21 protein-coding genes are annotated in these 20,851 nt (G+C 65.7%); 12 read left to right on the top strand and 9 right to left on the bottom strand.

The features are described from left to right. Window positions 1-211 precede the first annotated feature (211 nt). The gene (locus tag OE747_RS09650) at window positions 212-736 is read left to right on the top strand and encodes a YHS domain-containing (seleno)protein (protein WP_263828396.1); all 525 of its coding nucleotides are present in this window, start codon (window positions 212-214) and stop codon (window positions 734-736) included. Between the two features lie 81 nt (window positions 737-817). Here the strand turns inward: OE747_RS09650 and OE747_RS09645 are convergent, their stop codons facing one another. Further along, on the bottom strand, window positions 818-1,423 hold the full coding sequence (locus OE747_RS09645; protein ID WP_263828395.1) for a GcrA family cell cycle regulator: 606 nt from the start codon (window positions 1,421-1,423) through the stop codon (window positions 818-820). Window positions 1,424-1,555: 132 nt separating this feature from the next. Between OE747_RS09645 and OE747_RS09640 the strand changes: the two genes are divergently transcribed. Further along, the gene (locus tag OE747_RS09640) at window positions 1,556-2,362 is read left to right on the top strand and encodes an ABC transporter permease (protein ID WP_263828394.1); all 807 of its coding nucleotides are present in this window, start codon (window positions 1,556-1,558) and stop codon (window positions 2,360-2,362) included. Window positions 2,363-2,370: 8 nt separating this feature from the next. Here the strand turns inward: OE747_RS09640 and OE747_RS09635 are convergent, their stop codons facing one another. The 3 genes from OE747_RS09635 to OE747_RS09625 all read right to left on the bottom strand — a co-directional run bounded on the left by OE747_RS09635 (window position 2,371) and on the right by OE747_RS09625 (window position 5,099). Further along, window positions 2,371-3,603 carry an MFS transporter gene (locus tag OE747_RS09635; RefSeq protein ID WP_263828393.1) on the bottom strand — a complete coding sequence of 411 codons (1,233 nt, stop codon included), beginning with the start codon at window positions 3,601-3,603 and terminating at the stop codon, window positions 2,371-2,373. Between the two features lie 195 nt (window positions 3,604-3,798). Continuing rightward, window positions 3,799-4,683 (bottom strand): DMT family transporter, encoded by an 885-nt coding sequence (locus OE747_RS09630; RefSeq protein ID WP_263828392.1) that lies wholly within the window; start codon window positions 4,681-4,683, stop codon window positions 3,799-3,801. A gap of 50 nt (window positions 4,684-4,733) precedes the next feature. Next, on the bottom strand, window positions 4,734-5,099 hold the full coding sequence (locus tag OE747_RS09625; protein ID WP_263828391.1) for a MerR family transcriptional regulator: 366 nt from the start codon (window positions 5,097-5,099) through the stop codon (window positions 4,734-4,736). An 82-nt stretch (window positions 5,100-5,181) separates the two neighbouring features. Here OE747_RS09625 and OE747_RS09620 point away from each other — a divergent pair, with 82 nt between their 5' ends. The 5 genes from OE747_RS09620 to OE747_RS09600 all read left to right on the top strand — a co-directional run bounded on the left by OE747_RS09620 (window position 5,182) and on the right by OE747_RS09600 (window position 9,792). Next, on the top strand, window positions 5,182-5,439 hold the full coding sequence (locus OE747_RS09620) for a zinc ribbon domain-containing protein (protein WP_263828390.1): 258 nt from the start codon (window positions 5,182-5,184) through the stop codon (window positions 5,437-5,439). A gap of 240 nt (window positions 5,440-5,679) precedes the next feature. After that, window positions 5,680-6,855, top strand: coding sequence for an aspartate aminotransferase family protein (locus OE747_RS09615; RefSeq protein WP_263828389.1), 1,176 nt, complete (start codon window positions 5,680-5,682; stop codon window positions 6,853-6,855). Window positions 6,856-6,944: 89 nt separating this feature from the next. After that, window positions 6,945-7,871 carry an ornithine carbamoyltransferase gene (argF, locus tag OE747_RS09610; protein ID WP_263828388.1) on the top strand — a complete coding sequence of 309 codons (927 nt, stop codon included), beginning with the start codon at window positions 6,945-6,947 and terminating at the stop codon, window positions 7,869-7,871. 84 nt (window positions 7,872-7,955) lie between these two features. After that, window positions 7,956-8,873 (top strand): N-acetyl-gamma-glutamyl-phosphate reductase, encoded by a 918-nt coding sequence (gene argC, locus OE747_RS09605; protein WP_263828387.1) that lies wholly within the window; start codon window positions 7,956-7,958, stop codon window positions 8,871-8,873. A gap of 25 nt (window positions 8,874-8,898) precedes the next feature. Continuing rightward, window positions 8,899-9,792 (top strand): GNAT family N-acetyltransferase, encoded by an 894-nt coding sequence (locus tag OE747_RS09600; protein WP_263828386.1) that lies wholly within the window; start codon window positions 8,899-8,901, stop codon window positions 9,790-9,792. A gap of 7 nt (window positions 9,793-9,799) precedes the next feature. On the opposite strand, the gene OE747_RS09595 is transcribed toward OE747_RS09600, so the two are convergent. Continuing rightward, complete coding sequence (locus tag OE747_RS09595) at window positions 9,800-10,738, bottom strand: LysR family transcriptional regulator (protein ID WP_263828385.1); 939 nt, start codon at window positions 10,736-10,738, stop codon at window positions 9,800-9,802. 99 nt (window positions 10,739-10,837) lie between these two features. On the opposite strand from OE747_RS09595, the gene OE747_RS09590 reads away from it, so the two are divergent. Next, window positions 10,838-11,818 (top strand): sterol desaturase family protein, encoded by a 981-nt coding sequence (locus OE747_RS09590; protein ID WP_263828384.1) that lies wholly within the window; start codon window positions 10,838-10,840, stop codon window positions 11,816-11,818. A gap of 55 nt (window positions 11,819-11,873) precedes the next feature. Further along, complete coding sequence (locus OE747_RS09585) at window positions 11,874-12,863, top strand: 2-dehydropantoate 2-reductase (protein WP_263828383.1); 990 nt, start codon at window positions 11,874-11,876, stop codon at window positions 12,861-12,863. A gap of 11 nt (window positions 12,864-12,874) precedes the next feature. On the opposite strand, the gene OE747_RS09580 is transcribed toward OE747_RS09585, so the two are convergent. Continuing rightward, window positions 12,875-14,353: an inorganic phosphate transporter gene (locus tag OE747_RS09580; RefSeq protein ID WP_263828382.1), complete on the bottom strand. Its 1,479-nt coding sequence runs from the start codon at window positions 14,351-14,353 to the stop codon at window positions 12,875-12,877. A gap of 91 nt (window positions 14,354-14,444) precedes the next feature. Further along, window positions 14,445-14,903: an NUDIX hydrolase gene (locus tag OE747_RS09575; RefSeq protein WP_263828381.1), complete on the bottom strand. Its 459-nt coding sequence runs from the start codon at window positions 14,901-14,903 to the stop codon at window positions 14,445-14,447. A gap of 181 nt (window positions 14,904-15,084) precedes the next feature. On the opposite strand from OE747_RS09575, the gene gndA reads away from it, so the two are divergent. Both gndA and aqpZ read left to right on the top strand, forming a co-directional pair. Continuing rightward, window positions 15,085-16,458 (top strand): NADP-dependent phosphogluconate dehydrogenase, encoded by a 1,374-nt coding sequence (gndA, locus tag OE747_RS09570; protein WP_263828380.1) that lies wholly within the window; start codon window positions 15,085-15,087, stop codon window positions 16,456-16,458. 180 nt (window positions 16,459-16,638) lie between these two features. Then, the gene (gene aqpZ, locus OE747_RS09565; protein WP_263828379.1) at window positions 16,639-17,334 is read left to right on the top strand and encodes an aquaporin Z; all 696 of its coding nucleotides are present in this window, start codon (window positions 16,639-16,641) and stop codon (window positions 17,332-17,334) included. A gap of 59 nt (window positions 17,335-17,393) precedes the next feature. Here the strand turns inward: aqpZ and OE747_RS09560 are convergent, their stop codons facing one another. After that, window positions 17,394-18,014, bottom strand: coding sequence for a glutathione S-transferase family protein (locus OE747_RS09560; RefSeq protein ID WP_263828378.1), 621 nt, complete (start codon window positions 18,012-18,014; stop codon window positions 17,394-17,396). A gap of 129 nt (window positions 18,015-18,143) precedes the next feature. Between OE747_RS09560 and OE747_RS09555 the strand changes: the two genes are divergently transcribed. After that, window positions 18,144-19,748 carry a GMC family oxidoreductase gene (locus tag OE747_RS09555; protein ID WP_263828377.1) on the top strand — a complete coding sequence of 535 codons (1,605 nt, stop codon included), beginning with the start codon at window positions 18,144-18,146 and terminating at the stop codon, window positions 19,746-19,748. Window positions 19,749-19,835: 87 nt separating this feature from the next. Here the strand turns inward: OE747_RS09555 and OE747_RS09550 are convergent, their stop codons facing one another. After that, a complete protein-coding gene (locus OE747_RS09550; protein ID WP_263828376.1) occupies window positions 19,836-20,822 on the bottom strand; it encodes a LysR family transcriptional regulator in 987 nt (328 codons plus the stop codon). Window positions 20,823-20,851: the final 29 nt, after the last annotated feature.

Below are 20,851 nucleotides of genomic sequence, written 5' to 3'. Positions count from 1 at the left end.
CCAACAAAGTCCAACCCCGCCAAAGACACAAGGGACGAGTGTTCTGACGTCGGGATGTCACGCGGAATTGAAACATTCCCCTGACTGGCAATCACAAAATCTCGTTCTCGCTCACACCCGCGCGAGGCCCGCTGCGAAACCGTTCGGGCGGGGATAATCTCTGGGACGAGGCCGCGGCATGCGGCCATGACACATACGGAAGGACCCGTTGATGAAACGTTTCGTTTTTGCCCTCGCCACGGCCGCCGTTACCGCGCTGGCCTTGCCTGTCTTTGCGGGCGAGCAATATGTCGACGGCACCGGATATGCGGTGTCGGGCTATGACGTCGTCGCCTATCGCGGGCTGGCTCAGTCGACGATCGGTCAAAGCCAGCCGCAGGGCGTCCAGGGCAAGGCCTCGATCACCGCCGACTGGAACGGTGCGATCTGGGCCTTTGCGACCGAAGAGAACCGCGACAAGTTCCTGGCCAACCCGACCTTCTACGCGCCGCAGTTCGACGGCCACTGTGCCTATGGCGTGTCCAAGGGGGGCAAGGTGCCGGGCAACCCGAACCTGTGGCGCATCGTCGATGACAAGCTCTACCTGAACATCACCAAGAATGTTGTCGGCTTCTGGGAAGAGGACATTCCCGGCAACATCAACAAGGCCGATGGCAATTGGCCGGGGATCGAGACCAAGGCCGCCTCGACCAGCGTGATCCCCGATTTCACCTCTGCGGCGCCGATCAAGAACTGACGGCGCGAAACGCGTTTGTGTGACGAGTGACGGTCCGGGACGCCTGTCCCGGGCCTGTTTCATTCCGAACCGCGCTGTTTCTCAGCGGCGTCGGTCGCGACGGGCGCTCATCGGCTGGAAGGCCACGCCGACATGCGCCTCGCAATAGGGTTTGCCCTGCTGCACCGGCAGGCCGCAGAACCAGAAATCCTCGGTCGCCGGATCGCCAACGGGCCATTTGCAGGTCCGCTCGGTCAGTTCCATCAGCGTCAGCTTCTTTGCCTTCTTTTCGATCTCGTTGACCTTGGCCAGCGCCTCGGGGCTGATCTCGTTGGCCGAGGGCTGCGGCGGCAGCGGCTGGCCGGCCGGAATGATCTGCTTGCGCGGCGGGATCGGCTTTGCCTCGGCGGGCTGTGCCTCGGCGGCGGGGGCCGCTGCGACGGGCCGGGCCGGTTCGGTCCGGGGCGCGGGCTTGGGCTTTGCCTCGACCTTGGGAGCGGCTGCCGTCGGCTTGTCCTTGGCCTCGGGCTTACCCGGGGCCGGGGTCGGTGCCGCACCGGCGGTGCGGTTCGACAGGCCCAGACGGTGGACCTTGCCGATCACCGCATTGCGGGTCACACCACCCAGCTCCTTGGCGATCTGGCTGGCCGACTGGCCATCGCTCCACATTTTCTTGAGCAGTTCAACGCGCTCGTCAGTCCAGGACATGTCAGCCTCTCAAAAGCGGGAAAGCGGCCCCATGCGCTGCGGCCGCCTCCGGAATTCGTCTCAGCGCCCTATTCTAGTCACTGTTGCCCGAGTTACAAGGCACTTCGAATCGGATCACGACAGGAGAATGACATGGACGGCAGGACAGTCGAACCCGGTGTGCGCCGCTTCGGACGCGTCAACTGGCTGGGACTCTATACTCTAGCGGCGCGTGAGGTGATGCGGTTTCTCGTGGTCTGGACCCAGACCCTGCTTGCTCCGCTGGTGACTGCGGGGCTGTTCCTGATGATCTTCACGCTTGCGGTCGGGTCTGGCCGGGGTTCGGTGATGGGGGTGCCGTTTCTGCACTTTCTGGCGCCCGGCATCCTGATGATGACGGTGATCCAGAACGCCTTTGCCAATACCTCCTCCTCGGTGGTGATCTCCAAGGTGCAGGGCAACATCGTTGATACGCTGATGCCGCCGCTTTCGCCGTTCGAGATCCTGCTGGGCTATCTGGCCGGCGCGGTGGCGCGCGGCGTGATCGTGGCGCTGGCCATTGCCGTGGCGCTTGCGCTGGTGCTGGGGCTGGTGCCGCAACACCCGGTCCTGGCTCTGTTCTATGCGGCGCTCGGGGCGGCCTTCATGGGCGCGCTGGGGCTGGTTGCGGGGATTTTCGCCAACAAGTTCGACCAGATGGCGGCGATCACCAATTTCATCGTCACGCCGCTGGCGTTCCTGTCCGGCACGTTTTATTCGGTCGAGGTGCTGCCGCCTGCCCTGCGGGCGCTGACCCATGCCAATCCGGTCTTCTACCTCATCGACGGGCTGCGTTTCGCGGTGATCGGCGCCTCGGACAGCTCGCCCGCCCTGGGCGCGGCGGTCTGCCTGGCGGCGACGTTTGCGGTCTGCCTGCTGGCCTGGTCAATGCTCAGGACAGGGTACAGGCTCAAGGCCTGAGGCCCGGTTCAGGCGTCGGCCAGCGATCCCGGTTCCAGCGGCAGGCGTGGCCGTCCCAACCGGGGGTGCAACCGGGCCGCGATGGCAAAGGCGCCAAACAGCGCCGTGCCCCCGGCCACAAAGATGCCGGCCACCGGCGCCACCATCAGCACCAGCCAGGCCGCACCCGGCGTCATGATGCCCGACACGTCGCGATAGCTGGAATAGATCGCCGACATCTCGGTGCGTTCCGAAGGTTTTACCGCCATCAGGAACGGCAGCCCGGCGCAGATATCCAGCACGATCAGCCAGAATGAACCCAGCATCAGCACAAATGCGGCCAGCGGCGGCCAGCCGGACAGGAACCCGGCCGACGCAAAGCAGAGCCCGGCACCCGCAAACCCGGTGCGCACCGCGCTGCGCAGCGACCGCGCCTGCACCCAGCGCAGGATCAGCGGCGCCAGAAACAGCATTCCGTTGGTGATCGACAGCAGGATGCCGCCCACCTTGTCGCCCATGCCCGATTCGATCGAGAAAATCGGCAGATAGACCACATAGACCCACCAGCCACAGGACCGGATCATGGCGAAGAGATATCCCGACACCAGCCGGGGCTGGGCAAAGAACCGGGGCAGGAAGGCCAGCGGGTTGCGCGCCGGGCCGCGCGCCCGGACGATCATCTTGCCATTACCCATCCGCAGGATCCAGAACACCGCCAGCATGAGCAACGCGGCAATGCCGCTGATCACGAACGGGGCAGGGGCCCAGAGCTCCATCAGCAGCACGCCCGCCATCGGCCCCGCCGTCCAGCCCATCGCGCTATAAAACATCCGGCTGGTCTCGCACCGGCCCAGGTCCACCCGCTCGATGTAATCCAGCACATAGGCGTTGAAGCAGATGAAGCAGACCACCGCAGCCACCGCATTGCAGGCAAGGGCCGCGACCACCGCTCCGGGCGTGCCCTGAACCGCCAGCGCGGCGCCGATCACGAACAAGAGCGCGCCGCCGGTATAGGCCCAGCGGCGCGGCACGAAGCGGATTAGGAAGGGCACCATCAGCCCGGCCACCAGCGACAGGATGCCGATCAGGAAATAGGCCAGGGACACGGATTCGGCACTGCCCAGGGCCCGGTACATGGCCAGCGGAAACACCGAGATCAGGATGCCGCGCACCACCGCCTCGAGCCCAGCGATGAACCCGAAATCCCGCACCGAGGGGGCGGGGGAATGGCGCACCCATTCGGGAATCCGGCGTTCATGCATATCGTCAACCTCTGCTACAAAACGAGGCTACCATCGGCAGGACAGCCCGGCCGGTCGCGAAGATTTGCGACAGATCGGTCGCTCAAAGGCCAGTGTGAGGAAAAATCCAACCTTCGTGAGGCAGGGTGCTTTGCCCCCGCGTCGCCCTTTGGGCGACACTCCCCCAGAGTATTTCTGACCAGAAAGAAACCGAAGTCAGCGCCGTGTCGCGCGTCCTTCGCGCCAGGCCAAGATCATGGCACCGGTCAGAATGATGCCAGCACCCCCAAGGCTGATCGCATCGGGGATCACACCGAACACGGCCATGTCATAGAGCGCGGCAAAGATCAGCGTGGCATAGCTGAACGGTGCCACGAAAGAGGCATCCGCCCGCGCCATGCCATTGACGAAACAGGCCTGCGCACAGGCCATCAGTCCCCCGATCCCAGCCAGTGCCGCCCATTGGGCGGGCAGGGGCGGTTGCCAGACCGGCCAGACCGCGGCGGTGGCGATGACCAGCCCCATCGCGTTGTTGATCAACAGGATCTGGATCGGCCGTTCCCGGCCCGCGAGTTTCTTGATGAAGATAAGCTCCATCCCCATCACCGCTGCCGCCGTCAGCGCCAGCAGCGCCGCAGGCTGGAAGCTGCCGGGCGTCGGCCGCAAAAGGATCAGCGCGCCCAGCAGCGCGATGGCCGCCGCGCCCCAGCGCCACGGCCCGACCCGTTCACCCAGCAGCGGGATCGCCAGAACCATGGCAAAGACGGGATTGAGAAAGGCGATCGCCGTGGCATCGGCCATCGGGATATAGGCCACGGCGGCGAACATCAGCGTCACCCCGCCCCAGCCGAATGTGGTGCGGCCGAGATGCAGCCGCCAGTGCGGCCGCGCCAGACGGGGCTGCATCACCGCCACTGCGCCACCAATCGCGATAAAGGCGAACAGGAAACGCCCATGGCTGACCTGCAAGGCAGGCAGCGCCGGACCCAGCGCGCCGGTGCCCAGCGCCTTGGCCAACAGCGTGGTGCCCGCGATAAACGCGGTGGCGGCAAAGATCAGCGTTGCGGCCAGTGCGGGGTTTTGCGGTTTCGCCTCGAACATGCGCCAGCGGTGACCGAGTCCCGGACGAATGGCAAGAGGCAACGCTTCGTTCAGCGCAGAACCGGCGTGGCCGCCAGCGCCGCGCGCGCCTGGCGCAGGCTCTCCAGGAACCGTTCGGCGCGGGTGATGCGCGCTTCGACCTCGGCGATGCGCGCGTCCAGAAAGGCCTCACCATCGAACCCGTCGGGATCGGCGGCCTGCAACTGGCCCATCAGCATGGCCAGGTCGGCAATGCTCATCCCTGCCGCCTGGGCATCGGCGATCTGGTCCAGGGTGATCAGCGCCTCTTCGGGATAGTCGCGATAGCTGTTGGTCGCCTCGGTCCCCGGTCGGGACGCGATCAGCCCCTGTCTTTCGTAAAACCGCAGCGTATCGCGGCTGAGCCCGCTGCGTCGCGCCAATTCTCCGATCCGCATGTCTGGTCCTTTGAAAACCGTTGACTCAACTCCATGGTTTTGATCCTATGACGGTCAGGGAAACGATTCAAGGGCAAGGATCATGGGACAGACCTGTCAAAGCTGCGGCATGCCGCTGAGCAAGGACCAGGCGGGCGGCGGCAGCGAGGCGGACGGATCTCGCAGCACCAAATGGTGTTCGCTCTGCTATGAAAACGGCGCCTTTCGGCACCCCGATGCGACCTATGAAGAGTTTCAGGCCCATTGTGTCGAGGCGCTGGTGGTGCAGGGCATGCCCCGTATCCTCGCCTGGGCGTTTACCCGAGGGATGAAGCGGCTGGATCGCTGGCGCGCGGCCTGACTTCCAATTTGTTGCATTCCCCCCTCCAAAAGGGGTTTTCTTTGCGCGAATCCTCCGTTATGGAACGCGCTATGATCAATCACGCTCATATCCCGTCTCTCCGACGCCGACGCGCAGCCGCCTGAGCGGCCGTTTGATCCATGCGCGCCCGATTTTCCCGCGCAACACCTGTTCCAGACATTGACCTGACCGCCCCGCTATGCCCTGCATCGGGGATAACCCTCAGACAAGGATGATCCCATGATTCCGTCCGTCCTGCCGACCTATAACCGCGCGCCGCTTCACTTCGTGAAGGGCGAAGGCGCCTGGCTGACCGAGGCGGATGGCCGACGCTTCCTCGACCTCGGTTCGGGGATCGCGGTGAACGCGCTGGGCCATGCCCATCCCGCCCTGGTCAAGGCATTGACCGATCAGGCGCAGAACCTGTGGCATGTGTCCAACCTCTACCAGATCCCGCAACAGCAGGCGCTGGCCGATAAACTGGTGGAACATACCTTTGCCGATACCGTCTTCTTTACCAATTCCGGAACCGAGGCCTGCGAACTGGCGGTCAAGATGGCGCGCAAGCACTTTTACGACAAGGGTCAGCCCGAGCGGGTCGAGATCATCACTTTTGATGGTTCCTTCCACGGCCGCTCCTCGGCCGGTATCGCCGCCGCCGGGTCGGAAAAGATGGTCAAGGGCTTCGGCCCGCTGCTGCCCGGTTTCGTGCATCTCACCTTCGGCGATCTGGACGGGGTCACCAATGCGATCACCGACAGGACCGCCGCGATCCTGATCGAGCCGGTGCAGGGCGAGGGCGGCATTCGCCCGGTCCCCGATGCCGAGCTGAAGGCGCTGCGTCAGATCTGCGACGAGCATGGCCTGTTGCTGATCCTGGACGAGGTGCAATGCGGCATGGGCCGGACCGGGCGGCTCTTTGCCCATGAATGGGCGGGCATCACGCCCGACATCATGATGGTGGCCAAGGGCATCGGCGGCGGCTTCCCGCTGGGCGCGGTGCTGGCCACCGAAGAGGCGGCAAGCGGCATGACCGCGGGCACCCATGGATCCACCTATGGTGGCAACCCGCTGGGCTGCGCCGTGGGCTGCGCGGTGATGGATCACGTCTCGGACCCCGCCTTTCTGGCCGAGGTCAACCGCAAGGCGGCATTGCTGCGTCAGCGGCTCGAAGGGCTGGTCGCCGCCCACCCGGAGGTGTTCGAAGAGGTGCGCGGCTCCGGCCTGATGCTGGGGCTCAAATGCAAGGCCTCCAATCTCGACGTGGTCAAGGCGGGCTATGACAACCTGGTCATCACCGTCCCCGCCGCCGACAATGTGATCCGCCTGCTGCCACCGCTCACCCTGACCGAGGACGACATCGCCGAGGCCTTCACCCGCCTGGATGCCACCGCCCGCCAGGTCGAAGCCACCTGACCTTCATTTCGCCAAAAATACTCCGGGGGAGTCGCCGTCAGGCGACGGGGGCAGCGCCCCCACCCCCGGCCAGAAGAAAGCCTAAAGACATGAATCACTTTCTCGATATCCACAAGACCGAGGCCGCCGACCTGCGGTCCATGATCGACCAGGCCGGCGCGATGAAACGGGCCCGCCTGGGCCGGCCCAAGGCGGCGCCGGATGACGAACAGCCCCTCAAGGACCGGATGGTCGCCCTGATCTTCGAAAAGCCCTCGACCCGGACCCGCGTCTCCTTTGACGTGGGTGTGCGCCAGATGGGCGGGCAGACCATGGTGCTCTCGGGCAATGACATGCAGCTGGGTCATGGCGAGACCATTGCCGACACCGCCCGCGTGCTGTCGCGTTATGTCGACATGATCATGATCCGGACCTTCGACGAAACCGTGCTGACCGAGATGGCCGAATATGCCAACGTGCCGGTGATCAACGGGCTGACCGACCGCAGCCATCCCTGTCAGATCATGGCCGATGTGCTGACCTTTGAGGAGCATCGCGGCCCGATCGCCGGCAAGAAGGTGGTCTGGACCGGTGACGGCAACAATGTCTGCTCGTCCTTCCTGCATGCAGCCGGGCAATTCGGCTTCGACCTCACCTTTACCGGTCCGGCCCAGTTCGACCCGGAAGAGGAGTATATGGGCTTTGCCCGCCAGAAGGGCTCGAAGATCGTGATCGAACGCGACGCGTTCAAGGCGGTCGAAGGCGCCGATCTGGTGGTCGCCGACACCTGGGTGTCGATGCATGACGCGCAATCGGCCAAGGAACGCCGCCACAACCTGTTGCGGCCCTATCAGGTCAACGCCGAGCTGATGCGCCACGCCAAGCCCGACGCGCTGTTCATGCATTGCCTGCCCGCCCACCGCGAGGAGGAAGCCACCTCCGAGGTGATGGATGGCCCGAACTCGGTCATCTTTGACGAGGCGGAAAACCGGCTGCATGCGCAGAAGGCGATCATGCGCTGGTGCCTGGGGGCTTGACCCCCGGCACGCGCTCCGGACAAACACGATGGCCGGTTCCCGGCCAGATCCTCGACTACACACGTCTCAACAAGGGGACTGAACATGACACACAAGGTCTTCATCGATGGCGAGGTCGGCACCACCGGCCTCCAGATCCGCGCCCGGCTCGAAGGGCGGGACGATATCCGTCTCGTCACTCTGGACGAGGCCGACCGCAAGAATACCGACGCCCGGCTGGCCGCCTTTGGTGAGGCCGATGTCGGCATTCTCTGCCTGCCCGACGCGGCGGCGATAGAGATCGTGGCCGAACTGGCGGGCACCGGCACCCGACTGATCGACGCCAGCACCGCCCACCGGGTCAATCCCGACTGGGTCTTCGGCTTCCCCGAGATGGAGAGCGGCCTGCGCGACCGGATCGCCAGCGGCCAGTTCGTGTCAAACCCCGGCTGTTACTCAACCGGTGCCATCGCGCTGTTGCACCCGCTGGTCCGGCGTGGGCTGATCGCCGCCGATGCGGCGCTTAGCATCAACGCCATCAGCGGCTACTCCGGCGGCGGCAAGGCGATGATCGCCGAGTTCCAGAGCGGTCAGACCGACGGCCCCTTCGTCTATGCCACCGACCAGCGGCACAAGCACCTGCCCGAGATCATCGCGCATGTGGGCCTGTCGCGGCGGCCGGTCTTCGTGCCCTCGGTCGGGCCCTACGAACAGGGGATGATCGTGCAGGTACCGCTGCCGCACCTGGAGCCGGGCGAAAGCGCCGCGCTTCATTCCGCCCTGGCCGAGCATTACGCCGGCAGCGCCTTTGTCTCGGTTGTTGCGCCGGACCATTACGGCGCGCGGATCGACCCGCGCCGCCTCAATGGCACCAACCGGCTGGAGCTGTCGGTGCATGGCAATCCCGATACGGGCGGGGCGGTGCTGATCGCGCTGCTCGACAACCTGGGCAAGGGCGCCTCGGGCGCGGCGGTGCAGAACCTCAACATCATGCTCGGCCTCGACGAGAGCCTCGGTCTCTGACCGGCGCAGGCAACGGGAAAGGAAAATGACCGTACATCTCGCGCTGACCGCGCTGGAGGGTGACTATGCCGTCACCCGCCGCGCGCCCGGCGAAGCTTTGCCCTATTGGATCGCCGGGCCGGGACTGCTGAGCGTCACCCAGGCCCCAGACGAGGTTTCGATCCTGTGCCTTGCCGACCGGGTCCCGGCCGAAGAGATCGCCGCGCGCGGCTGGCAGGCCGTGCAGGTGGATACCTGCGCCGCGCTCGATCAGCCCCGCGTGGTTCTGGCCGCCGTTGAGCCGGTCACCCGCGCCGGTCTGGGCATCTTCGTCACCTCGACCCATGACCGCGATTACCTGCTGGTGCGGGCGGCCCGGATCGCCCAGGCCGAGGCCGCCTGGCTGGCCGCCGGGCATCGCGTGTCCCGCGGTGGCGTCACCCTGCGTCTCGCCGGTCCCGACGATGCCGAGGCGCTGGCCTGCCTGCATTTCCGCGTCTGGCAGGAAACCTATGCCCGGATCGCCCCGCCCGAGGTACGGCTGGCGCTGACCAAGGCCCGCCGTCTTGCCTATTGGCGGGACCGGCTGGCGCAGGGCGGCGCGACCGTCATCGCGGAACGGGCGGGGGAGGCCGTGGCCCTCGCCGCGCTGTCGCCCGCCAGCGATCTGGAGGGGTTCGGCGACGCGATGGAACTGAACCACCTCTATGTGGCGACCGAGGCCCGGCGCACCGGGCTGGGGCGTCGGCTGCTCACCATCGCCCGGGCCATGGCGGGGGCGCAAGACGGGCGCGGTCTGGTGCTGGCCGTGGTGCGGGAAAACCAGCTTGCGCTGGCCTTCTACGCCGGGCAGGGCGGGCGCGTACTGGCGGAACGCAGGGACAAGGGCCCGCTCTGGCCTTCGGACAACCTGATCCTGGGGTGGGAGGCCGCGCGTTAGGCCTGCGCTAGCGCGTGATCAGATCCTGCGCCTCTGCCAGCCCGAACCAGCTGTGCAGCCGGTCCTGGAAAGCCTGTACGATCCGGCGGGGCGCGCCTTCGGCGCGTCCCGAGACCAGGTGCAGCGCTGTGCCCGCCGCCAGCGGCACCGCGACCAGCGGATCGCCGCCGTAACTGACCGAGGTCCGGGGCCGCATGTTCAGCACCGCAAGGCCAACCCCGGCCCCAACCAGCGACCGCACCATCTCGACACTGCTCGCGGTGGCGACGATCTGCGGCACGATCCCCGCCGTCCGCAACAACCCCCGCACATAGGCTCCGGCGACAGGCAGGTCCAGCAGCACCAGCGGACTGTCCTTGAGGTCGCTGATCCCGGGCCGCTCCAGCTGACAGATGGCATGCCCCTGCGGCGCCAGCACATAGGGCGGCAGATCCAGCAGGGGCCGGGTCTCGACCCCGGCAAGCACCTCGTCACCGGCGAAAAGGGCGACATCGAGCGTGCCATTCAAAAGCCCTGTTTGCGCCGTGATATTGTCGCATTCTTGCAAGTTGAAGCGCAGATCTGGGTTGTCATTCGCCATTTCCTGCAAGATGCGGGGCAAGAATGCAGGCGCAACCGGCGCGTAGTACCCAATGTGCAGGATTCCCTGCAAACCCTGTCCCAGGGTATAGCCCTCTTTCATCACACTTGAATAATCTTCGATCAGAGGCCTGATCCGCGCCGCCAGCGCCCGACCGGCAGGCGTCGCCGTGATCCCGCGCGCCCGGGCGCGCACCACCAGCGCGGCGCCGAACTCGTCTTCGACCCGGTCGATGGCCGCCGCCACCGCCGAGGGCGCCACGTTCAGCTCGGTTGCGGCCCCGGTGATCGACCCGCTGTCCACCGCGACCATAAATGCACGCAAAAGCCGCAAGGAGAGGCGCAGGTCATCCATCGCAAAACTCATATTTTCAGAGGTATTATCAAACTTGTTTCTGTTTTTCAGATTTATGGATCCATGCCACCTTCGGTCAATGCCATTTTACCGCTCCATCGAGGATCGAACATGACACAACCACCACGCCTGCCGGGCTGGGCCCATATCCCCGAGGTTCCCATCGCGGTCTCTCCGTTCTTCAGCTGGCCTCCGGATCCGGTTCGCATGGCCCGGTGGCTGGCGGCCCGCTGGCTGACGCTGGCCGAGAACGTGCTGGTCCTTTTACTCGCCTGGGTCAGCTGGACCTGGCTGACCCCGGCGATGGACCGGATGGCGACGCTGTCGCTGGACTGGATCGTGCTGATCTGGCTGCGCAACCTCGCCCTGATGTGCCTCGTCGCCGGCGGGCTGCATCTGTTCTTCTTCCGGACCCGCCGACAGGGCGACCGGCTCCGCTATGATGCGCGGCCGCTGCAAGCAAAGGGCAGGCAGTTCACCTTTGCCAATCAGGTGCATGACAACATGTTCTGGACCCTGACCAGCGGTGTCGGCTGCTGGACCCTGTTCGAGGTCGCCCTGTTTCACGGCATGGCGCGGGGCTGGGTGCCTGCCCTGATCCCGTCCGAACACCCGGTCCTGTTCGTGCTGCTGTTCCTGCTGACACCGGTCTGGATTTCGTTCCACTTCTACTGGATTCACCGGGCGCTGCACTGGGGGCCGCTCTACCGGCTCGCCCATGCCCTGCATCATCGCAACGTCAATGTCGGCCCTTGGTCCGGCCTGTCGATGCACCCGGTCGAGGCGTTCTTCTTCTTTTCCTCGATCCTGATTCATCTCCTTGTTCCGGCGCACCCGCTGCACATCCTGTTCCACCTGCAACATCAGGGCCTGACCGCCGCCACCTCGCATACCGGCTACGAGAGCCTGCTGATCAAGGACCGCAAGTCGCTTGCGCTGGGAACCTTCCACCACCAGATGCACCACCGCTATTTCGAGGTGAATTACGGCAATCTCGAAATGCCCTGGGACAAGTGGTTCGGCTCGTTCCACGACGGCACGCCCGAGGCCCACGAACGCCTGAAGGCGCGCCGCCAAAGGCGGGCGGGCTGAGCGTTGTTTTTTCCGCCGTCCCGGCGCATGATTGCAGAGGGGAAGAGGGAAAATCATGCGGATCGTCATTGCCGGGGCGGGCATTATCGGCTGTTTCTGTGGCGGGCTGCTGGCCGCCGGGGGGCATGATGTCACCCTGTGGGGCCGCGTCCGCGTGCTGGATCAGGTACGGGCGCACGGGCTGACGGTGACGGATTACTCGGGGCTGGAACGCCATGTCGCCGCCGATGCGCTGACCCTGGGCGAGGATCCCGCCTGCCTGGCTGCGGCAGAGGTGGTGATCGTCACGGTCAAGACCCCGGCCACAGCCGCGATCGCGGCTGATATCGCGGCGGGGGCGCCCTCACGGGCGCCGATCCTGTCCTGGCAGAACGGGGTCGAAAACGCTCGCCTCCTGCGCGCGGCCATGCCGGAGCGCGACCTGCGCGCGGGAATGGTGCCGTTCAACGTGGTGCCTGCGGGCGAGGGGGTCTGGCATCGCGCCAGTTCCGGCGGCATCGTGATCGCGGCGGGACCCGGTGATCTGGGCCGCAGGCTCTCGGTTCCGGGCCTGCCGGTCACCGAAAGTTCCCGGATCGAGGCGGTGCAATGGGGCAAGCTGCTGGTCAACCTGAACAACGCGCTCAATGCGCTGTCGGGGATGACACTTGTCGAGCAACTGGCCGACCGCGACTGGCGCCGCCTGATGGCCGACCAGATGGCCGAGGCGCTGGGCGTGTTGCGCGCGGCGGGTATCGCCGTTGCCTCGACAACGCCGCTGCCGGCCTGGGCCAGCCCGCTTATCCTGCGCCTGCCGACGCCGCTGTTCCGGCGCATAGCCGCCCAGATGCTGACGGTCGATCCCACCGCCCGCACCTCGATGGCCTATGACCTGCTGGCGGGCGGGCTGACCGAGATCGACAGTCTTCAGGGGGAAATCCTGCGCCTGGCGCGGGCGCATGACCGGCCCGCACCCCTCGCCGCGCGGGTGGCCGAGCTGATCCGCGAGGCCGAGATGTCCGGTCCCGGACTGCCCGACCTCAGCCCGCAGGATATCCGGGGCTGAGCCCTTCGGTTTCAGACGAACTGATTGAGTAACAGGAAAATCACCGCCGACATCAGCGCCGCCGCCGGTACGGTGATCACCCAGGCCGCGACGATGGTCATGAAATGCGACCGCCGCACCAGCTTGCGGCGGCGACGCTCTTCCAGCGGCAGGCGGCTTTCCACCGGGCGGCGGTCCCGCAAGGCGCGCAGCCGCTTTTCCGAGTGCCATTCGCGGTAGAACCCGACCCCGAACACACCGCCCACGGCGATATGGGTCGAGCTCACCGGCAGGCCCAGCCAGCTGGCCACGATCACGGTGATCGCCGCCGACAGCGCCACGCAATAGGCCCGCATCGGGTTCAGCTTGGTGATCTGGCTGCCGACCATGCGGATCAGCTTGGGCCCGAACAGGAACAGCCCAAACGACAGGCCAAAGGCGCCGATCACCATCACCCAGGCCGGGATCGCCACCTTGGCGGCAAAGCTTCCCGCCGAGGTTACATGCACGATGGCGGCCAGCGGTCCAACCGCATTCGCCACGTCATTGGCGCCATGGGCAAAACTCAGCAATGCCGCCGACAGCACCAGCGGCAGGCCGAACAGCGCCTTGACCGAGCGGGTGCGGTTCTCCATCCCGGCGGATTTGCGTTTCACCAGCGGCACAGTGATCGCCCAGACGACAATCGCGGTGCCCAGCCCGATCAGCAAGGCCATCTCAAGGTCAATCTTGACCAGCTTCTTGATCCCCTTGACCGCCAGATAGGTGGCAAAGGTGCCCGCCATGATGGCAACCAGGATCGGCACCCATTTGCGCGCCGCCGCGATCTTGTCGGGCTGGTACTGGATACGGTGCTTGATCAGCGCCAGGAACAGCGCGGCAATACCGCCGCCCAGCACCGGCGAGACGATCCAGCTGGCCACGATCGCGCCCATGGTGGACCAGTCCACCGCCGACAGACCCGCTGCCGCGATCCCGGCGCCCATCACGCCGCCCACCACCGAATGGGTGGTCGAGACCGGGGCGCCGACCCATGTGGCAAGATTGACCCACAAGGCCGAGGAGATCAGCGCCGCCATCATCGCCCAGACGAACACCTGGGCGTCCTCGACCGAATGCGGGTCGATGATCCCCTTGGAGATGGTCGAAACCACGTCGCCCCCCGCCAGCAGCGCGCCAGCGGTTTCGGCCACCGCGGCAATCGCGATTGCCGCACCCATCTTCAACGCGCCTGCGCCAACCGCGGGGCCCATGTTGTTGGCCACGTCGTTGGCGCCGATGTTGATCGCCATATAGGCGCCGAACGCGGCGGCCGCGACCACCACGAACCCGCCGGGGGCCTGGCCAAAGGCCACCATCGCCGCCAGGGCCGCCACCACGATGAAGGCCAGCGCGATACCAGGGCCGACAAGCGGGCGCGACACATAATTCGCGGCAACCTCGATCCGCGAGATGCGGTTCAGGTCGGCGTCCAGCCGGCCCCATTGGGGTTTTGCGCTGGGTTCGGTCATCGTCGTTGTCCCGCTGTGGATTTCGCGACGTGCCAATAGACCGCCCGGGGCGTCAAAGCAACCAAACCGTCACGAAATTGTCGATTGCTTGTTACAATTGCCGCAGCAGGTCCTGCAATTGCGGTTCCTGGACCATGTTGGCGGCTTCCTGCGGGGCGACCCAGCGCAGGGTGCGCTGTCCCGCCTCGGGAAACTCTTCGGCCTGTTCCTCGACATCCAGACGGTAGACATAGGTCTCCACCGGTTCGACGGTGCCGTTCTTGCGCCGCTTGCCATAGCCAAAGACGCCAACCGGTTCTTCGGCCACCTCGGCGCGCGCGACGCCCGCCTCTTCCCAGGCCTCGTAAAGCGCGGTTTCAGGGCCGCTCTTGCCCATGATGGGCCAGCCCTTGGGCACGATCCAGCGCCCCGTGTCCAGGCTGGTGATCAACAGGACCTCGGGCCCCCGGTCCGAGGGACGCAGGCACAAGGCCGCCACCTGCGCCCGCTTGGGGCGCTGCAACATGGGACGCACCAGTTCGGACCACGCCTTGGCAACTTTCGATTTCATGCTCTCCACCTCTATAGTGATTGGTGTTTTTGTTTCGTGTGGAAATCTGACCGATATTTGTATCTTTCTTGCTAAAAATCAACAGAAATCCCTCTTTCTGGCCGAAATTGCCTGCCTGCTTGCACGTGAAACGGGCATCGCGCATTCTTCGCCTCACAGGTACAGCTTGACCGGAGGCAGGATGGCGCACCCACGGATCGGGATCTACGGGCTGGGAACCATGGGCAGTGCGCTGGCGCTTAATTTCGCCAGCCGGGGGATCGACATTGCCGTTACCAACCGCGAGGCCGACTGGATCGCGCCCTTCCTCGACCGGGCGGGGCCGTTGGCGGACCGGATCACCGGCTGTGCGGACCCGGCCGCGCTGGTCGGTGCGCTGCCCGCGCCCCGGCTCATCCTTCTGATGATCCCTTCGGGCGCGGCGGTCGATGCGATGATCGACACTTTCCTGCCGCTGCTCGCGCCGGGCGACACGCTGATCGACGCCGGCAATTCCGATTTCCACGATACCCGCAGGCGCGCAGCGGCGCTGGCCGGGCAGGGGATCGGCTTTGTCGGTCTTGGCGTTTCCGGCGGAGCGGAGGGGGCGCGCAACGGCCCGTCGATGATGCTGGGCGGCCCGCCCGAGGCCTGGGTGCGCCTGCGCCCCCTGCTCGAACCGATCGCGGCGCGATTCCGGGACGATCCGTGCGTCGCGCATGTGGGGCCGGACGGGGCGGGGCATTTCGTCAAGACGGTGCATAACGGCATCGAATATGCCGATATGCAGATGATCGCCGAGGTCTATGGCCTGATGCGCGATGGCGCCGGGTGGGAGGCGCCCCGGATCGGCGCCCAATTCGCCGCATGGGACAAGGGACCGCTCAGGTCGTTTCTGGTGGAGACCACGGCCCGTGTGCTGGCCGCCACCGACCCCGAGACCGGGCAACCGATGGTCGACATGATCCGCGATACCGCAGGACAAAAGGGCACCGGTCGCTGGACCGTGATCGAGGCGCTGCGCCTCGGCCAATCCGCCTCGGCGATCGAGGCGGCAGTGGCCGCGCGCGCCTGGTCCGGGCTGGCGCGCGGGCCCGCCGTGCCGCCTGTCCAGCCGATGTCGGTAGATTCAGACCGGCTTGCCAGCGCTTTGCAGGCGGGCCGCCTGATCGCGCATCTGCAAGGCTTCGCCATCCTGCGCGCCGCTGCCGCCGAGTATGACTGGCCGCTCGATCTGGCCCGTATCGCAGAGATCTGGCGCGCGGGTTGCATCGTCCGTTCGGACCTGCTCGACCGCCTCGCGCCGATCTGGCGCACCACCCTTGACGCGCCGTTGCACCTGGCGCCAGGCATCGCCGAAATGCTGTCCGCCGATCTGCCCGCCTTGCGCGAAACGGTGGCACAGGCAGTGGCCTCGGCCTTGCCGGTTCCGGCGTTGTCGGCGGCACTGGCCTGGGCCGACAGCCTGGCGCAACCGCGCGGTACCGCGAACCTGATCCAGGCCCAGCGCGACGCCTTTGGCCGTCATGGGTTCGAACGCACCGACAGGCCGGGGCCCGCGCATTTCGACTGGTAACCCTGTCCGGGCGCGACCCGGCATCGCCCGCCAACACCTGCGACCAAGATCAAGAACGTTGACACAAGAATAATTCTTTGGACCTACTACCTGATCCGCAAGCGCTTTTCGCCCTTGTCTCTGGCGGAACGTACCTTCGCGGACGGTAATTTCATGCCGGTTTCCCAGAGGGAGCACTCTATGACCAACAAACTACTTGCTGAAGTTTTCGGAACCTTCTGGCTTGTCCTCGGCGGCTGCGGTAGCGCCGTTCTGGCAGCCGGGGTCGCAGATGTCGGGATCGGCTGGGCGGGCGTCAGCCTGGCCTTTGGCCTCACGGTTCTGACCATGGCCTATGCCGTCGGCCATATCTCGGGCGGCCATTTCAACCCTGCGGTGTCGCTGGGCCTGATGGTGGCGGGGCGCTTCGACAGCAAACTGCTGCTGCCCTACTGGGCCGCACAGGTAGTGGGCGCCATTCTGGCCGCGCTTGTGCTTTACATCATCGTATCAGGCGGTGCGGGCTTTACCGGCGTCGGTGGTTTTGCCTCCAACGGTTATGGCGCGGCCTCGCCTCAGGGCTATTCGATGATGTCCGGCCTGGTGACCGAGGTCGTGCTGACCGCGTTCTTCCTGATCATCATCCTCGGCGCCACGTCCAAGGGCGCCCCGGCCGGGTTCGCGCCCATCGCCATCGGCCTGGGCCTGACGCTCATCCATCTGGTGTCGATCCCGGTGACCAACACCTCGGTCAATCCCGCCCGCTCGACCGGCGTGGCGCTGTTTGCCGATGGCCCGGCGCTGGCGCAGCTTTGGCTGTTCTGGGTGGCACCGCTGATCGGCGGCGCCCTGGGTGCGATCCTGTGGAAGGTTATCGCGGGCGACGACGCGGATTGATCACGCATAATACGGGCCGGCTCCGGACGGGGCCGGCGACCGGAACCAGGGCGCTCCGGTCAGGCCTGGCCATTCCGGCAATAGGAGTGGAACCCTTCCCGGTCGGACATACGTCCCATCCAGTCTGCCACCGCGGGCAAATCCGGACGCTCCATCGGCGTGCTTTTCCAGCGGTTGGTCGACAGGGCGAGGACAATATCGGCCAGGGTAAAACTCTCACCACAGACAAAGGCGCCTGTCGCGGACAGGCGCCGATCCAAAAGTGTCATCGCGGCATTCCAGTCCCGGACACTGGCCTTCTGCGCGTCTTGATCGGCAAACCTCGGATCCTTGCGCACCAACCCCATGAACGCCGCACGCCACGCGGTGTTCAATTCGGCAATCTGCCAATCCATCCAGGCTTCGACACTTGCCCGCCCGGCGGCCTCTTCGGGAAACAGGTCGCCACGTCGCTGGCGGCTGGCGACGGAGCGGCAGATCGTGTTCGACTCCGTCAACACCAGATCACCATCCACCAGCACCGGCACCAACCCTTTCGGGTTGAGGACAAGAAAGCTGGGGTCAGACGTGGGCCGCGTTTGCCCGCCCCAGTCCTCCCGGTCCACCGATAGCCCCACCTCGGCGCATGTCCAGAGAACCTTGCGCACGTTGATGGAGTTCTTCTGCCCGAGTATCCGCATATCTGTTCGCTTGGTGTCCGGCGTTTGCCATGACGCGGTTGGTACCCGCCGAACGCGGGTCGCGCGACGGAGATTGCCCCATTGCATCCCCCGTCTCAATCGGCAAGCTGGCAAACGAGGGAGAGTGACATGACCGAGCAGCTTGCAGGCGATTACGATTACATCATCATCGGCGGTGGCACCGCCGGTTGCGTGCTGGCCAACCGGCTCAGCGCCGACCCGAAAACCCGTGTGCTGCTGCTCGAGGCGGGCGGCAAGGGCCATTATCACTGGGTCCATATCCCGGTGGGTTACCTCTACTGCATCGGCAATCCGCGCGTCGACTGGATGATGAAGACCGCCGCCGAACCCGGCCTCAACGGCCGCAGCCTGATCTATCCGCGCGGCAAGGTGCTGGGCGGTTGCACCTCGATCAACGGCATGATCTACATGCGCGGACAGGCCGCCGACTACGATGGCTGGCGCCAGATGGGCAATACCGGCTGGGGCTGGGATGACGTACTGCCCTATTTCCGCCGCTCCGAGGATCACCACAAGGGCGAGAGCGACCTGCACGGGGCCGGGGGCGAGTGGAAAGTCACCACCCAGCGCCTGAGCTGGGAGATCCTGCGCGCCTTTCAGGAGGGCGCGCGCGAGTTCGGATACGAGCCGACAGTGGATTTCAACAGCGGCACCAACGAGGGCTCGGGTTTCTTCGAGGTCAACCAGAGAAACGGCGTGCGCTGGAACACCACCAAGGCCTTTCTGCGCCCGGCGATGAACCGCTCCAACCTGCGGGTGCTGACCCGGGCCGAGACCCAGCGGCTGATCCTCGACGGCAAGCGCGTCACCGGCGTCACCTTCCGCCACAACGGGGCGGACCATACCGCCACGGCGCAGGCCGAGGTGCTGCTAGCCGCCGGCGCCATCAACTCGCCCAAGCTGATGGAACTCAGCGGTATCGGCCAGCCCGAACGTCTCTCGGCGCTCGGCATCACCCCGGCGCATGACTTGCCGGGCGTGGGCGAGAACCTGCAAGATCACCTCCAGATACGCACCGTCTTCAAGGTCTCGAACACGCCGACCCTGAACGAGACCGCCAATTCGCTGACCGGCCGCATCGGCATCGCGCTGAAATATGCGCTGACCCGGTCAGGCCCGCTCAGCATGGCGCCCAGCCAGTTCGGCATGTTCACCAAATCCGACCCGAGCCTGGAAACGCCGGACCTGGAATACCACGTACAGCCCCTGTCGACCGACCGGCTGGGCGATCCGCTGCACCCGTTTCCGGCGATCACGGTTTCGGTCTGCAATCTGCGGCCGGAAAGCGTGGGCGATTGCCACATCACCAGCGCTGAACCCAGCCCGCAGCCGCAAATCCGCCTCAACTACCTTAGCGCCCCGCGCGATCAGCAGGTCGCGGTCGCCGCCGTGAAACAGGCCCGCCAGATCATGACGGCCAAGGCGCTCGCCCCCTACGCACCCCAGGAATTCCTGCCCGGCCCGCAGATCGCCAGCGACGCGGACCTCTTGCGCGAGGCGGGCAATATCGCCACCACGATCTTTCACCCCGTAGGGACCTGCAAGATGGGCAACGACCCGATGGCGGTGGTCGCCCCCGACCTGCGCGTGCACGGGTTGTCGGGTCTGCGGGTGATCGACGCCTCGATCATGCCAAAACTCGTCAGCGGCAACACCGCCTCGCCCGTCATCATGATCGCGGAAAAAGCCGCCGACATGATCCGCGCCGGCTGACCCTTCCGGCTTTTCATCTTTTCACAAATACTCCGGGGGTGAGGCCCGCAAGGGCCGAGGGGGCAGAGCCCCATTGCTTCGCCCCGTTCAGCGCTCCGGCCGATAGGCCTGATCGATCATCGCCTGTTCGCGCTGCGCCACATAGGCGGTGCGGAACCGTGGCGCAAAGAAGGCGGCAAAGGCCCGGACCTCGGGGCGGCGATAGGCGTCCGGGCCGATCACCAGCCACGAAGTGGTGTCGGTGCCCGGAACCGGATCGAAACAGCGCACCAGCGTCGGGTAATCGATGGCATACAAGATCGCCACCGGACCGATGCCCAGACCCGCCTCGATGCTCGCGGTCACCGATTCCGGTTCACCGCAGCGCGCGACGATCTGGTCGGGAGAAATCCGTTCCATTAGCCAGCGGTTCAGGCGCATCGCACCCGGCATGGGATCGTAGACCACGAAGGAATGGCCGGCAAAATCTTCGGGCCCGGCGGGCAGCCCGCGGCGCTCGGCATACGAGCGCGAGGCGAAAAGCGCCGATTTCACATCGGTGAGCTTGCTGCAGATCAGCCGCTCGTCGGTGATCTGCGGCGTGATCCGGATCGCCACATCCGCCTCTCCGGCCGCCAGGTCAAGCAAGTCGTAGGTCGCGATCAGTTCAAACCGCGTCTCTGGGTGCAGGTCGCTGAACTCGGCAAGGATCCGGGTGAAGGTCGGCGAGAAATTTCGGTTCGAGGCGGTAATCCGGATCGGTCGGGCGTTGGACTTGCGCGCCTTGGTCGCGGCCTCCTCCAGGTTTCTGGCCGAGGCTTCCAGCATCTCCGCCTGCGGCAGCAGGTCCCGCGCCACCAGGGTCGGGCGGAACCCGCGGGTATCGCGCTCGAACAGCGTCAGCCCCAACTGGTGCTCCAGCGTCTCGATCTGGCGGGCGACGGTCGGCTGCGACACCCCCAGCACACGCGATGCGGCCAGTGTCGATCCCTCGCGGTAGACTGCCAGAAAGACGCGAATGTCCGACCAGTTCAACGACCACCTCTTCATTTCCGAAGAACCGCGCAACACCGTCGAATATACCATGCCGCTCATGCGCCACCTAGAATTCTTTGTGTGATGCT

It is taken from the genome of Ruegeria aquimaris (assembly GCF_025751555.1).
GTDB lineage: Bacteria > Pseudomonadota > Alphaproteobacteria > Rhodobacterales > Rhodobacteraceae > Ruegeria_B > Ruegeria_B aquimaris.
Note: the sequence above shows the minus strand (reverse complement) of the source record. Positions and strands in the feature narration are given on the sequence as shown.